The 19413-nt window shown below is 66.3% G+C and carries 17 protein-coding genes; 7 read left to right on the plus strand and 10 right to left on the minus strand.

Translation table 11 applies throughout. The annotated features are described in order from the left end of the window. The first annotated feature begins 88 nt into the window (after positions 1-88). Together B8W69_RS05030 and B8W69_RS05035 are read left to right on the plus strand one after the other, a co-directional pair. Positions 89-856 (plus strand): SDR family oxidoreductase, encoded by a 768-nt coding sequence (locus B8W69_RS05030; RefSeq protein ID WP_085289011.1) that lies wholly within the window; start codon positions 89-91, stop codon positions 854-856. A gap of 209 nt (positions 857-1065) precedes the next feature. Continuing rightward, entirely contained in the window at positions 1066-2676 is a 1611-nt protein-coding gene (locus B8W69_RS05035; RefSeq protein ID WP_085288861.1) for a multicopper oxidase family protein, read from the plus strand. Between the two features lie 3 nt (positions 2677-2679). On the opposite strand, the gene B8W69_RS05040 is transcribed toward B8W69_RS05035, so the two are convergent. From B8W69_RS05040 to B8W69_RS05075, 8 genes are read right to left on the minus strand one after another with little or no spacing between them, the layout of a single operon-like run. After that, positions 2680-3498, minus strand: a complete 819-nt coding sequence (locus B8W69_RS05040) for an alpha/beta fold hydrolase (protein WP_085288862.1) — start codon at positions 3496-3498, stop codon at positions 2680-2682. Then, positions 3495-4484 carry a cyclase family protein gene (locus B8W69_RS05045; protein WP_085288863.1) on the minus strand — a complete coding sequence of 330 codons (990 nt, stop codon included), beginning with the start codon at positions 4482-4484 and terminating at the stop codon, positions 3495-3497. Before B8W69_RS05045 ends, B8W69_RS05040 begins: the two co-directional genes overlap by 4 nt. Beyond that, positions 4472-5299 (minus strand): coniferyl-alcohol dehydrogenase, encoded by an 828-nt coding sequence (locus tag B8W69_RS05050; protein WP_085288864.1) that lies wholly within the window; start codon positions 5297-5299, stop codon positions 4472-4474. Before B8W69_RS05050 ends, B8W69_RS05045 begins: the two co-directional genes overlap by 13 nt. Before the next feature lie 41 nt (positions 5300-5340). Next, positions 5341-6642 carry an LLM class flavin-dependent oxidoreductase gene (locus tag B8W69_RS05055; protein ID WP_085288865.1) on the minus strand — a complete coding sequence of 434 codons (1302 nt, stop codon included), beginning with the start codon at positions 6640-6642 and terminating at the stop codon, positions 5341-5343. 2 nt (positions 6643-6644) lie between these two features. After that, positions 6645-8372 (minus strand): FAD-binding protein, encoded by a 1728-nt coding sequence (locus B8W69_RS05060; RefSeq protein WP_110881849.1) that lies wholly within the window; start codon positions 8370-8372, stop codon positions 6645-6647. A gap of 8 nt (positions 8373-8380) precedes the next feature. Further along, on the minus strand, positions 8381-9304 hold the full coding sequence (locus tag B8W69_RS05065; protein WP_245843128.1) for a 3-carboxyethylcatechol 2,3-dioxygenase: 924 nt from the start codon (positions 9302-9304) through the stop codon (positions 8381-8383). Beyond that, a complete protein-coding gene (locus B8W69_RS05070) occupies positions 9252-10973 on the minus strand; it encodes a bifunctional 3-(3-hydroxy-phenyl)propionate/3-hydroxycinnamic acid hydroxylase (RefSeq protein ID WP_085288868.1) in 1722 nt (573 codons plus the stop codon). The genes B8W69_RS05065 and B8W69_RS05070 overlap by 53 nt, the downstream gene beginning before the upstream one ends. Then, on the minus strand, positions 10973-11836 hold the full coding sequence (locus B8W69_RS05075) for an alpha/beta fold hydrolase (protein ID WP_085288869.1): 864 nt from the start codon (positions 11834-11836) through the stop codon (positions 10973-10975). The genes B8W69_RS05070 and B8W69_RS05075 overlap by 1 nt, the downstream gene beginning before the upstream one ends. A 126-nt stretch (positions 11837-11962) precedes the next feature. Here B8W69_RS05075 and B8W69_RS05080 point away from each other — a divergent pair, with 126 nt between their 5' ends. The 4 genes from B8W69_RS05080 to B8W69_RS05095 all read left to right on the plus strand — a co-directional run bounded on the left by B8W69_RS05080 (position 11963) and on the right by B8W69_RS05095 (position 16272). Next, a complete protein-coding gene (locus B8W69_RS05080; protein ID WP_085288870.1) occupies positions 11963-12640 on the plus strand; it encodes an IclR family transcriptional regulator in 678 nt (225 codons plus the stop codon). A 14-nt stretch (positions 12641-12654) separates the two neighbouring features. Further along, entirely contained in the window at positions 12655-14271 is a 1617-nt protein-coding gene (locus B8W69_RS05085; RefSeq protein ID WP_085288871.1) for an FAD-dependent oxidoreductase, read from the plus strand. Positions 14272-14318: 47 nt separating this feature from the next. After that, on the plus strand, positions 14319-15062 hold the full coding sequence (locus tag B8W69_RS05090; protein WP_085288872.1) for a class I SAM-dependent methyltransferase: 744 nt from the start codon (positions 14319-14321) through the stop codon (positions 15060-15062). A 139-nt stretch (positions 15063-15201) separates the two neighbouring features. Continuing rightward, entirely contained in the window at positions 15202-16272 is a 1071-nt protein-coding gene (locus B8W69_RS05095; protein ID WP_085288873.1) for a GGDEF domain-containing protein, read from the plus strand. Positions 16273-16436: 164 nt separating this feature from the next. On the opposite strand, the gene B8W69_RS05100 is transcribed toward B8W69_RS05095, so the two are convergent. Then, positions 16437-17657 (minus strand): sensor histidine kinase, encoded by a 1221-nt coding sequence (locus B8W69_RS05100; protein ID WP_110881850.1) that lies wholly within the window; start codon positions 17655-17657, stop codon positions 16437-16439. A 113-nt stretch (positions 17658-17770) separates the two neighbouring features. Here B8W69_RS05100 and B8W69_RS05105 point away from each other — a divergent pair, with 113 nt between their 5' ends. Then, the gene (locus tag B8W69_RS05105; RefSeq protein WP_085288875.1) at positions 17771-18424 is read left to right on the plus strand and encodes a response regulator; all 654 of its coding nucleotides are present in this window, start codon (positions 17771-17773) and stop codon (positions 18422-18424) included. Here B8W69_RS05105 and B8W69_RS05110 read toward each other — a convergent pair. After that, positions 18417-19316, minus strand: coding sequence for a thiamine pyrophosphate-dependent enzyme (locus tag B8W69_RS05110; protein WP_181447331.1), 900 nt, complete (start codon positions 19314-19316; stop codon positions 18417-18419). The two genes, B8W69_RS05105 and B8W69_RS05110, sit on opposite strands and share 8 nt — an antisense overlap. Between the last annotated feature and the right edge of the window lie 97 nt (positions 19317-19413).

Below are 19413 nucleotides of genomic sequence, written 5' to 3' on the forward strand. Positions count from 1 at the left end.
GACCACGGAACCTCCCGGGGCTCCCGCCCTCCGGCGTCTGCGCCATGCTGAGGAGGCCAGTTCGTCGGGAAACGGGAAAGGCGTGATCATGAAGGTGTTGGTGATAGGTGGCAGCGGGCTGATCGGGTCACAGGTCGTCGCCAGGCTCACCGAGCTGGGACACGAGGCGGTCCCGGCGTCGCCGAGCACGGGCGTCAATGCCGTGACCGGTGAAGGTGTCGCCGACGCCGTCGCGGGAGTCCACACCGTGGTGGACGTGTCCAACTCGCCGTCCTGGGCCGACGACGATGTCCTGAACTTCTTCACCACGTCTACCCGCAATCTGCTGGACGCGGAGCGGGCCGGGGGCGTGCAGCACCACGTCGCCCTGTCGATCGTGGGAGCCGACCGGGCGACCGAGAGTGGTTACATGCGGGCCAAGGTCGCGCAGGAAAAAGTTATCGTGGAATCGGGACAGCCGTATTCGATCGTGCGGGCAACGCAATTCTTCGAATTCGTTGACGGCATTGCAGATTCGTTGGCCGAGGGCGACACCGTCCGTGCCCCGCACGGGGCGTTCCAGCCGATTGCCGCCGCGGATGTGGCCCTGGCGGTCACCCGCGCGGCGACGGACGATCCGGTCAACGCCGTGATCAACGTCGCCGGTCCCGAGAAGCATGGGATGGACGACTTCATCCGCACGCGGTTGGCGGCCACAGGTGATGCGCGCACGGTGGTGACGGATGACGATGCCCGCTATTACGGTGCGGTTCTGGACGACCGCAGCATCGTTCCCACCGACGACGAAGAAGTGGCCGTCTACCCCACCACCTTCAGCGACTGGATGGCTGCGCAGGCAGCAAGCGGTGCCCAGTAGGGCCAGAGTGCGAGCAAGTGGCGACATCGAGTAGCGGTCGCAGTCCCCAGATGCGTTTACGCGGAATCACATTGAAGTGATTGCGTACTGCCGCCGCGCTCGGGCGTATGCCTTCGCGCGATCATTGGAGGGTCTAGCGCTCGCGGTTGCGCTCCGCCTAGCATCCAAGCACGAGAACGTTAGGGCGAGCCCAAGACGAGGAGCACCGATTGCCCGTGCAGCCCACAAGCGGTGTCCCTGTCGACAGAACTCGGCTCACCAGGCGCGGTTTCATGGCCGCGGGCATCGCCGGCGGATTGGCGCTTGCGGCGTGCGGCCAATCGAAACCGGAGGCGACGGGCAACGCACGGTTGGCCGCCGCCATCGCCGAAACCGAGGCCGGCCGACCGCATAGCGGCCGTACCGTCACCGCCAAGCTCACAGCCCAGCAGGTCGAGGTCGACCTGGGTGGGCCGGTCGTGCGCACGCTGGCCTACGGCAACAGCATCCCGGGCCCGGTGATCCGGGCCCGTATCGGCGACGAGGTCGAGGTGACGGTGTCGAACCGGCTCGATCATCCGACCTCGGTGCATTGGCACGGCATCGCGCTGCGCAACGACATGGACGGCGCCGAGCCGGCCACACCCGACATCGCGGCCGGCCACGACTTCACCTACCGGTTCTCCGTGCCGAATTCGGGTACCTACTGGGCGCATCCGCACACCGGCCTGGACGAGGACACCGGTCTGTATCTGCCGATCATCGTCGACGACCCGACCGAGGGCAATTACGACGCCGAATGGATCGTCGTCCTTGACGATTGGACCGATGGCGTCGGGAAGAGCCCGCAGCAGCTCTACAGCGAACTGAGCAACCCTAACAAGCCTCCGCAGAGCACGACCGAAACGACGACCGAGACGACGACTTCGGAGACGACCACCGAGACGACGACGACCGAGACGTCGCCCACGACGACGACCGAGACGACGTCGACCAGCCCGACGGCCGCGGCGGCACGCGTCGGCACCAGCGACCTGCTCGGTGGCGACGCCGGAGACATCGCCTACCCGTACTATCTGATCAACGGGCGAATCCCCGCTTCCCCCATGACGTTTAACGCCAAGCCGGGCCAGCGCATCCGGATCCGCTTCATCAACACCGCGTCCGACACCACCTTCCGGGTCGCACTGGCCGGCCATGCGATGACGGTGACTCACACCGACGGCTACCCCGTGGTCCCCGCGCAAGTCGACGCGCTTCTCATCGGGATGGCCGAACGCTACGACGTGGCCGTGACCGCCGCGGACGGTGTCTTCCCACTTGTCGCGGTCGCCGAAGGCAAGAACGGCGTGGCCCGCGCCTTGCTCTCCACGGCTTCGGGGAGCGCCCCCGACCCGCAGTTCCAGCCGGGCGAACTCACCAAACGGGTGGGCACCGTCGAGATGTTCACGGCCACAACGCCGGTCAACCTAGGACGTCCCGATCCCAGCCTCGATCTCCCCGTGGTCCTGGGCGGCAACATGATGCAATACAACTGGACGATCAACGGGGAGCGCTACAGCAAGACCAATCCGCTGCACGTCCAGCAGGGCCAACGGCCCAGCATCACGTTCGACAACGCCACGATGATGTATCACCCAATTCACCTGCACGGGCATACGTTTCAGGTGATCAGGGCCGACGGCAGCCTCGGCGCCCGCAAGGACACCGTCATGGTGCTGCCGAAGCAGAAGCTGGTCGCCGTCCTGGTCGCCGACAATCCCGGGACCTGGGTGATGGACTGCCACAACACCTATCACCAGGTCGCCGGAATGATGACCCGGCTGGATTACGTCTTCTGATGTTCAAAATGCGCCCAGGAAATCCATCAGTAATTCGTTGACCCCCGGGGCCTGCTCGATCTGGGGGCAGTGTCCGGCCTTGTCGACCACAACCGAACGGGCCCCGTCGATCTGCTTGGCGATCTCGGCGGCCCAGCCCGCGGGAAGCAGCTTGTCCCCCGCCCCTTCGACGACAAACGTTGGCACGCCGATGCGTTCGTAGGCCCGGGCGGTCGACGGGGTTGCGGACGGCGTGGCGCCGGGGCGGCGGAACCTTGCCGCGGCGATGGCTTCCCATGCTCCCGGCGCGGTGCTCGACTCGTAGCGGCGGCGGACGTAATCGTCGTCGGCGGGGTAGCCGGAGTCGAAGAACAGCGCTTGGACGATGCGGCGCATCGCGGGCAACGTCGCGTCGTAGTTCTGCAGCGCCTCGAAATGCTCGTTCTGCTGGATCTCGCCACCGCCACAGATGATCGCCAAGCTGCGCACCGGGAGCAGCGGCGCGTCGGACGTGACGTCGGTGAGCAGGTTGATGGCGCCCATCGAATTGCCCACGAAGTGCGCCGAATCGACGCCGAGCAGTTCGCAGAACCGCGCCACATGCCGGATCCGCATGCCGCGGCCGTCGACGAAGTCGATGACCTTGGCGGACTCCCCGAACCCCAGCTGGTCCGGCGCCAGGACCCGATACCGCGCGGCGAGCGCGGCGATGTTGCGTTCCCAGCCGAGTTCGGCGCCGGCGCCGAACTCACCCCCGTGCAGCAGTACCACCGGGTCGCCGTCGCCGGCTTCCAGATAGCTGGTGGCCAGGCCGTCAACTGACAGGGTTTTGCGCTGCATCATTTGATCGCGATCGGGTTCACCGGTGAGCCCACTGCCCCAACGAATCTCAGCGGTGGTGCGATGAGTTGAAACTCGTACACGCCGTCGGCGGCGCAGTCGGCCGCCAGTGCGGTCAGGTCCCAGTACTCACCGAGCATCAGCCCCATGTCGCGCAGCGTCAGCAGATGGAAGGGTAAGAACACGCCATCAACCCCGGACACCGGGTCTTCGACCTGGAGGTTGTCGGACGCGACCGCCGCGATCTCATGATCGTGCAGCCACTGCGCGCACCGCCAGTCCAGGCCGGAATATCGTTCGGTCTTGTTTCCCGTCTGCAGATACCGTGTCCACCAACCGGTTTTGATGAGCAGAACGTCGCCACGTCCGATCGTCACGCCCTGCGCGCGGACCACGTCGTCCAATTCCTCCGGTGTGATGGGGTTTCCGTGCTCCAGGAAGACCTCCGCGCCGCGGTGACGCACCAGGTCCAGTAGCACACCGCGCGAGGTGATGCCCTTACCGTCCACTTTTTCGATGCCGAGCCGGCAGGCGCCGAGGCTGGTCACCGAACCCGCGGGGATCCCGTTGTAGAGCTGGTCGTCGTAATAGACGTGCGACAACGCGTCCCATTGGGTAGCCGCCTGCAACGGCATGATGATCATGTCGTCGTTGAACCGGAACAGGTTGTCGACGAAGTACGGACCCATCTGCGCCGCCGTCGGGTTCCGGTGCCAATCCGGCCCGTACTGGGCCAGCGTGCTGGCGTCACCGCCGTCCACCGTCATCACATGGATCGGATTGTGCCGAAAACCGAAGGCGCCCTGAGGCCCCGACGAGCCGAAATCCACGCCGAGTGGAAACACTTTGCCGTGCCGGACCAGACTTGCGGCCTGGGCGATCTTTTCCTCGGTGATGAAGTTCAGTGTGCCGAGTTCGTCGTCATCGCCCCAACGGCCCCAGTTGCTGACATCGCGAGCGGTCCGGCGAAAGTCGGTCACACTGGCCACGGGGCACGCCCTTCCTCGAGTTCACGCGCGATTGCGGCGCCCACGTTTCCGCCGTCGACCCACAACACCTGGCCCGAAATATAGCTGGCGGCATTGCTATTCAGGAAGAGCAGCACCGAGGCCTGCTCGGCGGGGCCGGAGACGCGGCCCAACGGCTTGGGAATGTCGTCGAGGAAGCCCTGCCCGTACGCCGTGCGCAGCTGGTCCAGGATCGGCGTCTCGGTGACCCCGGGGCCGGTGCAGTTGATGCGGATTCCCCGCGCGCCCAGCGGCGTCGCGCTGCGCATGGTGTACAGGATGATCGCTTCCTTGGACAACTGATAGCCGGTCCCCAGCGCATCGGGATGCAGGGCGCACCAGTCGATACCCTCCTGCATCGTCGCGGTGGAAAGCAGCGGCGCCACCTCCGCCAGGTGCTCCCGGTACGCCGCCGCCGCGAGCGATGACACGCTCACGATGGATGACCCGGCGGCCATCTTCGGAATCAGTGCCTCGGTGGCGTGGCGCATCCCCAGGAAGTTGATGGTCACGACGAGTGGCGGATCGCCGATCCCGGACGACACGCCCGCAACGTTGAACAGGGCATCGACCTGACCCGTCACCGCGCCGACCGCCGACTCGATCGACGTTTGATCGGCCAGATCGACCTCATGGAACTCGTCGGTCGCGAAGTCCGGTCGCCGTTTGTCCAACCCGATGACTTCGGCACCAAGCTCGGTGAGCTGACGCACCACGTGTTCGCCGATGCCGGAAGCACATCCGGTCACCACCGCACGACGGCCGTCGTAGCGCCACAGCTCGTCGATCTCTCCCAAGGCTCGCCTCGAAATTCTCCCGACTCAGATGCCGTCGGGCACTACTTCTGCTGGTCCTTTGCGCGCTGCGCCGCCTGTACACGGCCTTCGTTGATCTCCGCCATGGCTTCGGGGATCTCGCTGGCGGTGAATTTACCGCCGCGACCCGTCGGGAGTCCACCAAACGAGTAATCCTCGTCGAATTGCGGTGCGGTCGATTTCGGGCGGCGCGCCTCCACCTTTTCGATGACGGGCTCCAGCCGTTTCGCCTTTTCCGCCAGGGCCTTTGCGTCCCGTTCGATGAATTCGGGGAGCACCTCTTTGCCCATCAGCTCGATGGATTCCATGGTGCCCTCGTGGCTACGCGGGTTGAGCAGCAAGATGATCTCGTCGACGCCGCTCTCCTCGTAGCCGCGCAGGAACTCGCGCACCGTGGCCGGAGAGCCGATGGCACCCCGGCCGGGCCCGTACGCCAGCGTCGGATCCTTCTCCACCTCTTCGAGATAGCGCTTCCAGACTCCAGTGCGCCCCGGCGTGTGCACTCCGGTCATGTAGTAGTGCATGATTCCGAACGAGAAGAAGCCGCCGCCCTGCCCGAGCCGCTGCAATGCCTGCTCGTCGGTCTTGGCCACCATCATGGACAGGTCCCCGCCGATGGCCAGAATATTCGGGTTGATCCGGGGAGTTACCGGTACGCCGTTCTCCTCGAACTCCTTGTAGTAGCCGTTGACCCGCTCGGTCAGGGGTCCGGGACCGGTGTAGGCGAAACTCAATGCGCCAATCGCCTTTTGGGCCGCCATCTGCACGCTGGCCGGCCGCGTGCAGGCGACCCAGACCGGCGGGTGCGGCTTCTGCAGCGGCTTGGGAACGACGTTGCGCGCGGGCATCTGAACGTATTCGCCGTTGAACCCGGTGAACGGCTCCTCGATCATGCAGCGGATCGACACCTCGAGGGCCTCTTCCCACTGCGCGCGCTTGTCGGCGGGGTCGATGTTGAATCCGCCGAGTTCACCGACCGACGACGACTCGCCGGTACCGAATTCGACGCGGCCGTTGGACAGCAGGTCGAGGGTGGCGATGCGCTCGGCCACCCGGGCAGGGTGGTTGACCACCGGCGGCAGGTGCATGATGCCGAATCCCAGGCGAATGTTCTTCGTTCGCTGGCTGGCCGCGGCCAAGAAGATCTCCGGTGCCGTCGAGTGGCAGTACTCCTCGAGGAAGTGGTGCTCGGTCAGCCACACGGTGGAGAAGCCCGCCTTGTCGGCGGCCTCGACCTCGTTGAGACAGTCCTGCAGCATGACGTGTTCATCGTCGGGCGCCCAGGGCCGGGGCAGTGCGAATTCGTAGAACAGTGAGATTTTCATCGTTACCTCCTATGAGTATTAATGGCACGGTTGGCTGCCTGGGCCGCAACGTGTTTCGCCGCGACATACCCGAAGGTCATGGCTGGGCCGATGGTCGCACCGGCACCGGCGTAGCTGCGGCCCATCACCGGCGCGGACGTGTTGCCCACCGCGTACAGGCCCGGCACCACGCTGCCGTCGTCCCGCAACACGCGGGCGTGTTCGTCGGTCAGCAGGCCGCCCGAGGTCCCGAGGTCCCCGAGCACGATCCGGAAGGCGTAGTACGGCGGATCACCAAGCGGATACAGGTTCGGGTTGGGCAGGGTGTGGTCGCCGTAGTAGTTGTCGTACACGCTGTCGCCGCGGTTGAAATCGTCGTCGTGGCCCTTGCGGGCGAGTTCATTGAAGCGGCGGGCGGTTTCGGCGAGCTGGCCCGCGGGCACGCCGATGTTGGCCGCCATTTCGTCCCACGTCGTGGCCGCTTTGACGACGCCCGATTCCAGCCAGGCCGGCGGCATCTTGCGGCCGGTGGGAACCGGCGCTCCCGGAATCTTGGGTATCGGCAGGTGCCCCCCGACTACGTAGCGGTTGAACGATCTGCGATCGGTGATCAGCCAGCACGGGATATGCGTGACGCCGGATCGCTGGCCGTCGATCATGGCGTGCCCGAAGTCCATGTAGGGAGCCGCCTCGTTGATGAATCGCTCACCGGCGCCGTTGACGATGAACTGCGCCGGCATCATCCGTTCGTTGAGCATGAACTGCATACGGCCGTCCGGCCACTGGATCGCCGGAAACCACCAGGCCTCGTTGAGCAGATCCGTTGCAGCGCCGACCTTTTGACCCGCGCGGATGCCGTCGCCCATGGCCGCGGGATTGCCGAAGCTCCAGTCCTGGTCCACCTCGGGTAGAAGCTCTTTGCGCCAGGCCAGGTCGTGGTCGAATCCGCCGGACGCCAGGATGACGCCCAGCCGCGCACCGATCCGCTGCGCCTTGCCCTCGCGCTCCACCACCGCGCCGGTGACCGACCCGTCGGCGTCGGTGAGCAGCTGCACCATCGGCGAGTCCAGCCAGAGCGGGATGCCGCGTTCCCGCAACGCCAGCCGGAGCCGGGCCGCCAGCGACTGTCCGATCGCGGCCATCCGCTCGCCGAACACCCTCGCCCGGACCATTCGGCCAATCAACTTGAGCAGCACGGCCTTGCCCGCCCACGACTGCCTGATCCGATAGAACGTGCGCAGGTCCTTGGGTCCCAACCAGATTCCCCTCGGGGCCAGCGCCAGGGGCGCGAGCAGCTTTTGCTCGTCGGGACCCAACTTCCGCAGGTCGATCGCGGGCACGTTGATCGTGCTGCCGAGCTCGGAGCCGCCGGGCAGCTCGGGGTAGTAGTCGGCATAACCGGGCTTCCAGACGAATTCGAACCATCCGGACAGCTGCTCCAAGAACTGCAGCATTTGCGGCGCACTCTCGACGTACTGCCGCAGCCGGGCCTCGCTGACCAATCCGTCGGTGATCAGCTTGAGGTAACCCACGACGGCTTCGGGCGAGGGCACATAGCCCTCCCGCCGCTGCGCGGGAGCCCCGGGCACCCAGATGCCGCCACCGGACAAAGCGGTGGAACCCCCGAAGTGGGACGATTTTTCGATCACCAGTGCGTCAAGCCCGGCGGCCTGCGCCGTCAGCGCGGCCGTCATGCCGCCACCGCCGGACCCGACGATGAGCACGTCGACAACGTGATCGAAACCGTCCAACGCACCCGTCATTTCGGAAGTGCCGTTCTGATGGCGAAACCGGCGATCAGTTCGGGTGCGGGCTTGTAGTAGCGGTCAGTGGTCTCGTAGGGCCCCGCCGCTTCCAGCGCCCCGAACGCCGCCACCCAGGTGCGGATCTCCTGCGCGGAGCTGCCGCCCTCATGGGCGACAAACGAATTCGACCACCCGGCCAATTCGCTTAGCCATCCGCCGTCGATGATCTCCAGAAATCGGCGGTCCCACGTCGGGTTGAGCGCCTGCAGCTCGCTCTCGCCGGCGGCGAAACTCTTGGCCGCGTCGATGACGGCTGCCTGTCGGGCCTGCCGCTGCTCGGACGTCATCGGCCGGCCATGCACGATCCGCTCCAGCACCGGCGCGGGCGCGGGCGCGGTGGCCAGGGTCGGCACCGGCGGGCTGTGCGAGAGCCCACCGGATCCCAGGATCAGAACTCGCTTGTCCAGGGTGGCCAGATAGTCGCCGACGGCCCTGCCGAGCGCACGGCAGCGATGCATCGGGCCCAGCGGCACGCCGATGGCGTTGACGAAGATCGGTATCACGGGACGGGCGGTGGCGTCACCGAAGAGCTTTTCCAGCGGCTGAACCGTGCCGTGGTCCACGTCCATGCTGGCCGACACCGCGATGTCGACGCCCGCGTCGAGGACCGCCTTCGCGCATTCGGTGGCAAGCATTTCCGGCACGTTCAGCGGGCCGGCATGGGTGCCGTAGTCGCCGACTCCGCAGGCGCTGGTTCCGATGCAGAAGGGCGGCATCACCTTGTAGAAGAAGCCGTTGTAGTGGTCGGGAGAGAAACTGACCACCAGTTCGGGGTCATACTCTTCGACGAAGCCGCGCGCTGCGGCGATCGCGCCTTCGATGTCGTCAAGCAGGTCCTGCGACGGCCCCGGAAGATTCAGGAGAGGGCTGTGCGACATACAGCACAGAGCCAGTGCCACTTTGCGATTCACCTCCTCGCGGCGTGAGTGTAAGTACGCCAAGGAGCGCGGCGCTCAGGTCGGGGGCGCGCTGAGCGATGCAGGCACCCGCGATGCACCGGTCGGGACGCAGGAACAGCACCGAGTCGGAGTGGGTGTCGAACCAGGATTTGAGGCCACCGTGCCGGTCACCCACGACCACGACATCGGGGTCGTCGTGTCCGGTCCAGTGCAGTTGGGTCGCCGGGCGGAGCGCGAAGAACCGGGCTCCTACGGCTTTCCAGTTCGCGAACGCCACATCGCCGAGAATCTTGCGCGGGTTGTTATTCCAGCACAGCACGGCGAACCACGGACCGAGCACGTCGTCGAGCAACACGTTCTGCTTGTCCCGGGTGTCGACGCGGGGCTGGATGAACAGGGTTCCCACCGGCGAATCGGTGCGGCCCGGCGCGGCGTGTACGACGGCCCCGTATTCATAGCGCGGCATCGGCTTGAACCGCATCTCCAGCACATATCGCTTGAGCGACGGGACAATTGACGCCGAGCGCACCAACAGATCTCGCGCGGTCGCCACCCGGCGGTTGGTCGGCGAGATCACCCGGCCCACCATGGTGGACAGGTCGATCATCGCGCGGGCGTGCTTGCGGCGTTCCACGTCATAGGTGTCCAGCAGCTTGTCTTCGGCCCGCCCACTCACCACCGCGGCGAGCTTCCAGCCCAGGTTCGCCGCGTCGCGGATCCCGCTGTTGTACCCCTGGCCCTGCCACACCGGCATCAGATGGGCCGCATCGCCGGCCAGCAGCAGCCGACCCTGGCGGAATGCCCCGGCGATCCGCGAGTGGTGGGTGTACACCCGGCGCCGGATCACGTCGACCCGCTCGGGGTGGGGCACCATTCGGGCCAGCATCTGGGTCAGGAACGCGGGATCTTCGGCCTGCTCGTCGGTCTCGTCGGCGTGAATCATGAACTCGAAGCGGCGAATTCCGTGAGCGATCGAGATCGAGGCGTACGGGCGTTCGGGGTCGGCGCCGACCTCACTGTTCGGGTGCCCGAGCGGGTCGTTGGCGATGTCGACCACCAACCACCGGGTCGACGACGTCGTGCCGTCGAACGACACACCCATCACCCGCCGGGTCATGCTGCGGCCGCCGTCGCACCCGACCACATAGCGCGCCCGCACGCGTGAGGTGTCACCGTCGTTGTCGGCGTTGCCGAGTTCGGCGGTCACCCCGTCGGCGTTCTCCTGGCATGCCGTCATCGGGCATCCCCAGCGCACCTGAACGTGTTCGAATCGGTCCAGGCCGGCCAGCAATTCGGCATCCACGAGCGGTTGCACGAAGCCATTTCGCTTCGGCCACCCGAAACGTGCGTCCGGTGGCGCCATTTCGGCGAGCACTCGGCGCTTGGCGTCGACGAACCGAAGAATCTGGTTGGGCACGGTGTGCGGCAGCACCCGCTCGACGAGCCCGATCGACTGGAAGGTCCGCAGCGCCTCGTCATCCAGGCCGACCCCGCGGGGGTAGTCGATGAGGGTGACCCGCTCGTCGACCAACACCGTGCGGATGCCTTGCAGGCCAAGGATGTTGGCGAGGGTCAAGCCGACCGGCCCCGCGCCCACCACCAGCACATCGGTCTCGATGTCAGGTACCTCCCGCCCCGGTGCAACCATTACCGGTCCAGCAGGAAGTCGAGATGCAACTGATTGAACGCCTTGGGGTCCTCGTACTGCGGCCAGTGGCCGCAGCCGGGCATCACCTCGAAGCGCGCGCCCGGAATCATCGACGCCATGCGGCGTCCCTCCGTCACGTCTGCGGTGGGGTCGTCACTGGTCCACAGCACCAGCGTCGGGGCGATGATCGACCCGTATTCGTCCGGTCCGAGGATGTTGCGCGCGCGGATCTGCGGATCCTGCAACGCCATGATGTCGCTCATCGCGGAGACGAATCCCGGTTGGCGATAAACTCGTTGGCGGCTGGCAACCAGGTCGTCGTAGCCCTTCGACTTGTCGGCCATCAACCATTTGATGCGCGCTTGCACCGTCTCCCAGGTCGGGTTCTCGGCGGCGGCCATCGACAGCGCAATGATCCGTTGCATCACCACGGGATCGGCTTGCGAACCGCCTGCGGTGTTAAGCACCAGCCGCTCAACCACATCCGGATGGTCGACCGCGGTGCGGGCGGCCACCCAGCCCCCAAGCGATTCGCCGCTGATGTAGGCGCGGTCCACACCGATGGTGCGCAACACCGCCATCAGGTGCTCGACGTAGTGCGTGACTTCCAGCGGATGACCCGGCTTGTCGGTGTATCCGTGGCCCAGCATGTCGATCGACCAGGTCCAGAAATGCTCGGCGTGCGCGCCCAAATTGCGGACGTAGGCCTCCGCGTGGCCACCGGACCCGTGCAGCAGCACCAGTACCGGCTTGCCCGGATCACCGGCACGCAGGTAGCGGGTCCGTATTCCTCCGGCGTCTAGGTAGCCCTGCTCAAACGCGACGCCCTGGAGATCGCTCCAGATGCTCTCGAACTCCGTCACGGCGCTGTCCGGCCTCCAGATCGGGAAAATCTCGTTCTCGTTTTCGGCTTACCTAGTGTGCTAATATCGCACACTAATGTGCGTTATATATAGAGCTTCGCTCTCGCGGGAAGGTCTGTCAAGGCTGTGACGGGGTCAGGTACCGGTTCGCAGACCCTGGCCAGGGGTCTGACCGCGCTGCAGATGGTGGCGGACTCCCCCGGCGGACTGACGGTGCAACAGGTCGCCGATCAGGTCGGGGTGCATCGCACCATCGCCTATCGGCTGTTGACGACGTTGGCCGAGTTCCGGCTGGTGGCCAAGGGGGAGGACGGCCGCTACCGGCCGGCCGCGGGCCTGGCAGTGCTCGGCGCTTCCTTCGACCGCAACGTGCGACAAGTGAGCCTGCCGACGCTGCGGGCGCTGGCCGACGAGCTCGGCACCACCGTGTCCCTGCTCATCGCGGAAGGCGACCAGCAGGTGGCCATCGCGGTCATCGTGCCCAGCCATGTCGCCTACCAGCTTTCCTTCCACGAAGGCAGCCGCTACCCGCTGGACCGCGGCGCCGCCGGGATCGCCCTGCTCGCATGCATGCCTCCACGCCCGGGTGAACGAGAGCTGGTTTCCCGTGCGCGCGAACGTGGTTGGGTGACGACCTACGGTGAGATCGAACCGAATACCTACGGCTTGGCCGTGGGGGTGCGCCGTCCGGTGCCGTCCCCACCAACGTGCATCAACCTCATCTCGCACCGGGAAGACGTCGTGATGCGCGGGAAAGATGCGGTCGTCAAGGCCGCCAAGCAGTTGTCGGAGCTACTGAGCTGAAGGGTCAGCAGTCCATGCCATGGGACCACGAAGTCGACGTCGTCGTGCTCGGCAGCGGCGGCGCCGGCCTCACCGCCGCACTGACCGCGGCCGTCACGGGCGCCTCGGTTGAGGTCTACGAGAAGGCCCCGACCGTCGGCGGCACCACCGCCGTGTCCGGCGGCATCGTGTGGATTCCCGCCCACAACCGTTCTCCCGATGGCGCATTGACGGCCGCCGACGCGCTGCGGTACCTGCGTGCCCAGTCGCTCGGATCGATGGACGACGAGCTGGTGGAAACGTTCGTGCGCACCGGGCCGGCGATGCTCGATTTCATCGAGGCACACAGCGGTCTTCAGTTCGAGATCGCGACCGGATTCCCCGACTACCGCCCCGAGTTGCCGGGAGGGCAGCCGGGCGGCGGCCGGTCGCTCAGCGCGGCCCCCTTCGACCTGGCTCAACTCGGCGAATGGGCCACGCAGATAACGTCTTTCCCGGCCGACTGGTCCAACGTCGGCTTCGATGCCGAGACCAGGGCGCGCCTGCACGCGGCGATCGACGAACGAACCAGCCATCTGTGCGTCGCCGGCACCGCGCTGATCGCGGGCCTGCTCAAAGGCCTGCTGGACGCCGGGGTGACCCCACACACCAACGCTCGGGCCGTGGGTCTCATCGCCGAAGACGGCGAAATCACCGGGGTGCGCGTGGCCCTGCCGGATCGGACGATCAGTGTTCGCGCCCGGCACGGGGTCATCCTGGGCACCGGCGGCTTCGAGTGGGATCCCGCTCTGACACAAGCTTTTCTGCGCGGCCCCATGCACGGCGCGGTCTCGCCGCCCAACAACACCGGCGACGGCTTGCGCATGGCAATGGAGCACGGGGCCGACCTGGCCAACATGGGCGAGGCCTGGTGGGTACCGATCGTGCAAATCCCGGGCGACACCATCGAGGGCAAGCCGCGCAGCCGCAGCGTGCGGCTGGAGCGAACACGGCCGCGCAGCATCATCGTCAACTCGGCGGGCCGACGCTTTGTCAACGAGGCATGCGATTACAACTCGATGGCCGGCGCCTTCCATTACCTGGATCCTCGTGACGGCTACGTCAACGATCGCGGATGGATGGTATTCGACTCGATTCACCTGCAGCGCTATGGTTTTCTTGGGATCGAACCCGGACAACCCGTCCCGGACTGGTTCTGCGAGTCGGCGGACCTCACCGAGTTGGCCGCCAAGACGGGTATCGACGCCGACGGCCTGACCCGCACGGTCGAGAGCTGGAACCGTCACGTGGCCGCCGGCGCCGACCCCGACTTCGGCCGTGGCTCTAGCGCCTACGACGGTTACTGGGGCGACGACAGCGCGACCACACCGACCGGTAAGACGCTGGGCCCGATAGATACCGCCCCGTTCTACGCGGTGCCGGTGAGCATCGGCGCGATGGGAACCAAGGGCGGCCCCCGCACCGATCACGATGCCCGCGTTCTGCATGTCGGCGGCGAGCCGATACCGGGCCTGTTCGCTGCGGGCAACGCGATGGGCGGCGCGACCGGACGGGCCTACGGCGGCGCCGGCGGAACACTGGGCCCGGCAATGGTTTTCGGTTACCGAGCGGGCCACGCGGCCGCCACCGGGAAGTCGGTAGACCTGAAGTAGCCGGGTACGTACTGGCGCAACGCGCCCGACTGCGTCATCCTGAGTCGATGGTCGCCTACGACCGGATCGGCGCCACCTATTGCAGCACCCGCCGCCCCGACCCGCGGATCGCCTCCCAGCTGCACGCCGCGCTCACCGCGATGGACACCGTCGTCAACGTCGGGGCCGGCACCGGATCTTACGAGCCGGCCCAGACCGCTGTCGCGGTCGAGCCCAGCATGGTGATGATCGCGCAGCGGCTCGCCGGGTCAGCCCCGTGTGTACAGGCAATTGCGGAGGCATTGCCGTTGCGCGACAAGTGCGTTGACGCCGCCATTGCCCTGCTGACCGTCCATCACTGGAGCGACGTTGCCGCCGGAATCCAACAGTTACGCCGCGTCGCGCGCCGCCGGATAGTCGTCTTGACGTGGGATCAATCGGTGATTCAGAACTTCTGGTTGTTGCGTGAATATCTGCCCGATGCCGCTCGCATCAACGAGGAGCTTCATGTTCCGATCGCGCGACTTGTGGAGTTGCTGGGAGGAGCGCGCGTGCAGACCGTGCCCGTACCGCACGACTGCACCGACGGGTTCGGCGCCGCCTACTGGCGCCGGCCCCATGCCTATCTCGATCCCACCGTCCGCGCCGGCATTTCGATGCTGGCCTTCGCCCAGCCGGACTCCCTGGCCGCGGGTCTGGACCGACTCGGCGCCGACCTGCGCTCCGGACAATGGCAACAACGGCACTCTGAACTACTCGACCAAGAGACGCTCGACGTCGGCTACCGCCTGTTGGTCAGCGACTACGAATGAGGCACGACCGCACGCGGATGCGCGTCGCGTGACGCCGGCCCGGGAGAGTTGAATAATGGCACCGGGGATCACGAAAGGTTGCCGGTCCGATGGGCTGCACAGCACAACACCTGCCGTATGGCCGAAGGATCGCTGACTGATGCGACGGCTGTGGAGCTGGTGGGATCAGCCGGACCGGTATGAATGGATCACGACCTTCCTCCGGCAACGCGGAATGCTGCGTTCCGCGCGTACGGCCTTGGCCGCCGTCATCGGTTCGTCGGCGTTGGTGCCGCTGACCGTGTTGCCGAGTCAACATCGACCCGGCCTCGTTGAAGTCATCACCGGCGGCGTTGCCGCCACGTTCACCCTCGGGCTGACCGTGTTGTTGTTGGCGCGCTGGCCCACCCGTCGGCAATCACAAGCCGGCGCGCTGATCGGCGCGCTCGGCGTCGGCGGCTGGAGCCTCGTCCAGCCCACCGGTGCCATCGCCGCCTTGGCCTGCACCGCGATGGCGATCCCCGCCGGCTATATCGCCTTCTTTCACGGCTCCAGGCTTCTGCCGTTCACCGGCGCGATAACCGTCGCCGTCACCACCGCCGCGGTGGTGCGGCTCGCTCGGGAAACCAACATGGCCACGGCGGCCTCCGCGTTTTGGGTCAATGCGTTCCTCAATGTGTCTGTGCCCCTAGGTATTTTGATGATGTCGCGGGCAATGGAGACGTATCTTCAGCGTTCGGAGGAGGATCCGCTCACCGGCCTGCTGAATCGAAGAGCGTTTACCGCCGCCGTCAGCAATCGACTGGCGAACCCGCCGTCGCCCCACACCCATCTGGCGGTGGTGATGGTTGATCTCGACAACTTCAAACGCATCAACGACACCTACGGTCATTCGGCCGGGGACGAAGTCCTGCGGACGGTGGCCGAGCTGCTGCGTGCCCACACCCCGGCCGACGCGATCATTTGCCGCGCCGGCGGTGAGGAATTTCTGGTTGCGCTGACCTCGACTACCTCGGACGTGAGTGATCTGGCCGCGCGGATTTGCGCCGAGCTGGCCCGGCAATCTCCGAAGATAACGGCCAGCATCGGCACCGCCAGCGCCGAATTGGACCTACTAGCCGGGCCCGACGTCGGGTGGCTCGTCGACGAGCTCATCAGGATCGCCGACACTGCGATGTACTCCGCCAAACGCGGCGGCGGAAACCAGGCCCAGCACGGCGTGCGGGCGTAGCGACCGCTGCCCGAGCCGCTGCCCGTCCGTGATAGCGCCGGTGATAGCGCATCTGGAAATCACCGTATGCCGGGCGGCCTTACCAGTTAAGGCGTCGCTTGGCGCGACGGCTGGCTCGGCTGCATGGCTACCTCCTGGCGAGGTGCATACCCTAAAGTCTGTCGTTAATTCGTCAACGGCACTTCGACGCAGACGTGGGTGCCCACCGGGACGTCGAGAAACACCAGGGCTCCCCCGGCGGCCTCCACCCGGGCGCGATGCGACGCCAGACCGATGTGGCCCTCCCCCAGGCGGCGCGTCATCGTCTCCTGGCCGAACCCCACGCCGTCGTCGACCACATGCAAAACGCAAGTCCGGTCGGTGATCCCGAGCATCACCGTCGCACTGCGGGCAGCGGCATGTTGCACGACGTTGGACAACAACTCGCGCACCACGCCGAACATGACGGGATCGATGTCGCTGCGCGTCGAATAGTCGATGTCGGTGGTGATGTCGATGCCGGACCGCTGTGCCGTGAACTCCGCGAGCTGCTGGACCGCGGCGCCCAGCCCGACCTGCTCGAGCACCGTAGGATGCAGCTCGAAAGTGGCCTGCCGCAACCGTTCCGAGGCATTCTGCAGACCGGCCAGAGCCCGGCCGATGCGCTCATCGCCGTCGAACGCCGCATCCAATTCGACGAGCTCTTGGCGCACGGCCAGGATGTCTTGCAGGGGTCCGTCGTGGATGAATTCCGAGATCCGACGCTGCGACACATCCGACGCGTTCATCGTCTGGGCAAGTAATTCCTCTCGCAGGGCGCTCAATCCGGCTACCGAGCGGGTATGACGTTCCTCGATGCGCACCACCAAGAAGGCTGCGCAACAAAGAAATGCGTAGAGCAGGAACCGAAATCCCGCCTCCGGCAACTTGACTTCGCTCAACATCACCGGATCTTGCAGCACGGCAACGGCGAATCCGAGCATGGAGAAGATCAGCACCACCGCCGCCCGGCGGGAGGACACGTCAAGTCCCAACAGGACCGGCAACATCGCCATGATCAGCAGCGGATAGACCCCGTTGGTGGACAACAGCTGGAAGACGGTCAGCGCGACGATGTCGATGACGGTGAAGACAAACGGCTCCAACCGGCCGCTCGCAACCAGTCGGCCCATTCCGATCCATCGACGGAAAGGAGTGAAAGCCAATCCCAGTGCACTGAGCGCGACGAGCGCGTACATGACTATCAGCACGGTTTCCTGCGGCCACTCCGATCGCCTGGTGCCGATGATCATGGCCGCGACCATGAGGCCGACCACACCGATCCGCAGCACCGAGCCGATGCGGTACGAGCGCAACTGGTGAATCGTGCGCACCCGTTCCAGCTCCACATCACCGGCGACCGCCACCCGATCACCGTACTCATCCGCGTCCGCGGCCCCGAAGAAAACTGGAAAATGACTCATCGTGCCGCCCAGAGAATGCGAACGCCGCTGTGGGGCAAACGGCTACACTCGTCGCCATGGTCGGCGCGGCTACCCCCGAAACGGTGCGGGTGGTTGTCGGTGATGATCACCCGCTTTTTCGCGAGGGCGTGGTGCGCGCGCTGTCGTTGAGCGGTGCGGTGAACGTCGTCGGTGAGGCGGAAGACGGCTCTGCGGCACTGGAATTGATCAGGTCGCACGTGCCCGACGTCGCGCTGCTCGACTACCGGATGCCCGGCATGGACGGCGCTCAGGTGGCGGCGGCGGTGCGAACGCAGGGATTGGCCACCCGGGTGTTGCTGATCTCGGCGCACGACGAGTCGGCAATCGTTTACCAGGCGCTGCAGCAGGGCGCGGCCGGGTTCGTGCTGAAGGACTCGACGCGCGGCGAGATCGTCAAGGCCGTACTCGACTGCGCACAGGGCCACGATGTGGTGGCGCCCGCGCTCGTCGGCGGCCTCGCCGCGCAGATCCGGCAGCGTGCGGAACCGTCGGCACCGGTGTTGAGTGCCCGCGAACGTGAGGTGCTCAACAGGATCGCCCGCGGTCAAAGCATCCCCGCGATTGCGGGTGAGCTCTTTGTGGCCCCGTCGACGGTGAAAACGCACGTGCAACGCCTCTACGAGAAGCTCGGCGTCAGCGATCGTGCGGCCGCCGTCGCCGAGGCAATGCGGCAGGGTCTGCTCAGCTAGCGGCCGACCAGGGCTTCGACTCTGGCACGGGCGGAATCTGCCGTGCCCGCACCAATGCTCTCGCCGAAGCCATGGCCTCGGCGACCAGGTGGCGCGCCCCGCGTTCCACCTCGTAGAGGTGGTCGCCGTCGCTGCCGGCCGCGGCCAGTTGCCGACGTGCGAAGACCAGCGGGTCGACGGCCGCGGGGTGATTCGTTTGGTAGGTGATCGCCTCCACCAGGGCGGGGCCGTCACCGACGCTCGCCCGGTGCACCGCCTCGGCGACCGCGTCGGCCACCGCCGCCACGTCCCTGCCGTCGACCGGAAGCATGGGCATCGCGTCGGTCTCATACGCGCGACGACGGGCGTTGGATGCACCGCGGATGTTCTCCACGACGAACACCACCGGTAGCCGCCATTGCACGGCGATCCTTGCGGCAGTGGTGAACTCGACGGAGTGCGTGTCGCAGCCACCGATGACACACAAACTGACCTTGCCCTCGCCGGTCAGTCGCTGGATGTTGGCGTCACCCAGCGCAAACAGCGTCGATTGGCCCAGAGCCGTCTCGTTGGCCAGGGCGCGTTTCCAGTCGGCGGCCCCGCCGCCGGCGCGGCGCCTGGGGCCGATCATTTCGGCGATGGCCGGGCCCAGCGGGAGGGCCAGACCGACCTGCTGAGCGTGCCGGAACTGCGGGGTGCTGGCGTTGACCAAATCGCCCGGCCTCAGCGCCGCAACCGTCCCGATGGCCACGGCCTCCTGCCCGAATTCCACCTGCGCGCTGTCGTTGATCAGACCGTCGACGCGCAGCTCCTCCAACGCCATGTCGAGCAGTCGTAGAACCCACATCCGGCGATACAGTTCCAACCGTTCGTCGCCGACCAGTGCTGCCGAAGTCTGGGGTGTGTAAGTCATGCCGGATCTCCTACTCTCAAGCGGACGCGCTCAACGTAGGACGATTGCGCGGGCCGCACCTCCGCCAATCGGTCAGCAAAGGTGATGAATGCGCGTG

The sequence above is a fragment of the Mycolicibacterium vulneris genome (assembly GCF_002104765.1).
GTDB lineage: Bacteria > Actinomycetota > Actinomycetes > Mycobacteriales > Mycobacteriaceae > Mycobacterium > Mycobacterium vulneris.

Excerpts from the sequence above, each read along its gene's own strand:
- B8W69_RS05030 (WP_085289011.1), top strand. The coding sequence starts at position 89 with ATGAAGGTGTTGGTGATAGGTGGCAGCGGGCTGATCGGGTCACAGGTC.
- B8W69_RS05040 (WP_085288862.1), bottom strand. The coding sequence starts at position 3,498 with ATGATGCAGCGCAAAACCCTGTCAGTTGACGGCCTGGCCACCAGCTAT.
- B8W69_RS05055 (WP_085288865.1), bottom strand. The coding sequence starts at position 6,642 with ATGAAAATCTCACTGTTCTACGAATTCGCACTGCCCCGGCCCTGGGCG.
- B8W69_RS05065 (WP_245843128.1), bottom strand. The coding sequence starts at position 9,304 with ATGTCGCACAGCCCTCTCCTGAATCTTCCGGGGCCGTCGCAGGACCTG.
- B8W69_RS05070 (WP_085288868.1), bottom strand. The coding sequence starts at position 10,973 with ATGGTTGCACCGGGGCGGGAGGTACCTGACATCGAGACCGATGTGCTG.
- B8W69_RS05085 (WP_085288871.1), top strand. The coding sequence starts at position 12,655 with ATGCCATGGGACCACGAAGTCGACGTCGTCGTGCTCGGCAGCGGCGGC.
- B8W69_RS05090 (WP_085288872.1), top strand. The coding sequence starts at position 14,319 with ATGGTCGCCTACGACCGGATCGGCGCCACCTATTGCAGCACCCGCCGC.
- B8W69_RS05095 (WP_085288873.1), top strand. The coding sequence starts at position 15,202 with ATGCGACGGCTGTGGAGCTGGTGGGATCAGCCGGACCGGTATGAATGG.
- B8W69_RS05105 (WP_085288875.1), top strand. The coding sequence starts at position 17,771 with ATGGTCGGCGCGGCTACCCCCGAAACGGTGCGGGTGGTTGTCGGTGAT.
- B8W69_RS05110 (WP_181447331.1), bottom strand. The coding sequence starts at position 19,316 with ATGACTTACACACCCCAGACTTCGGCAGCACTGGTCGGCGACGAACGG.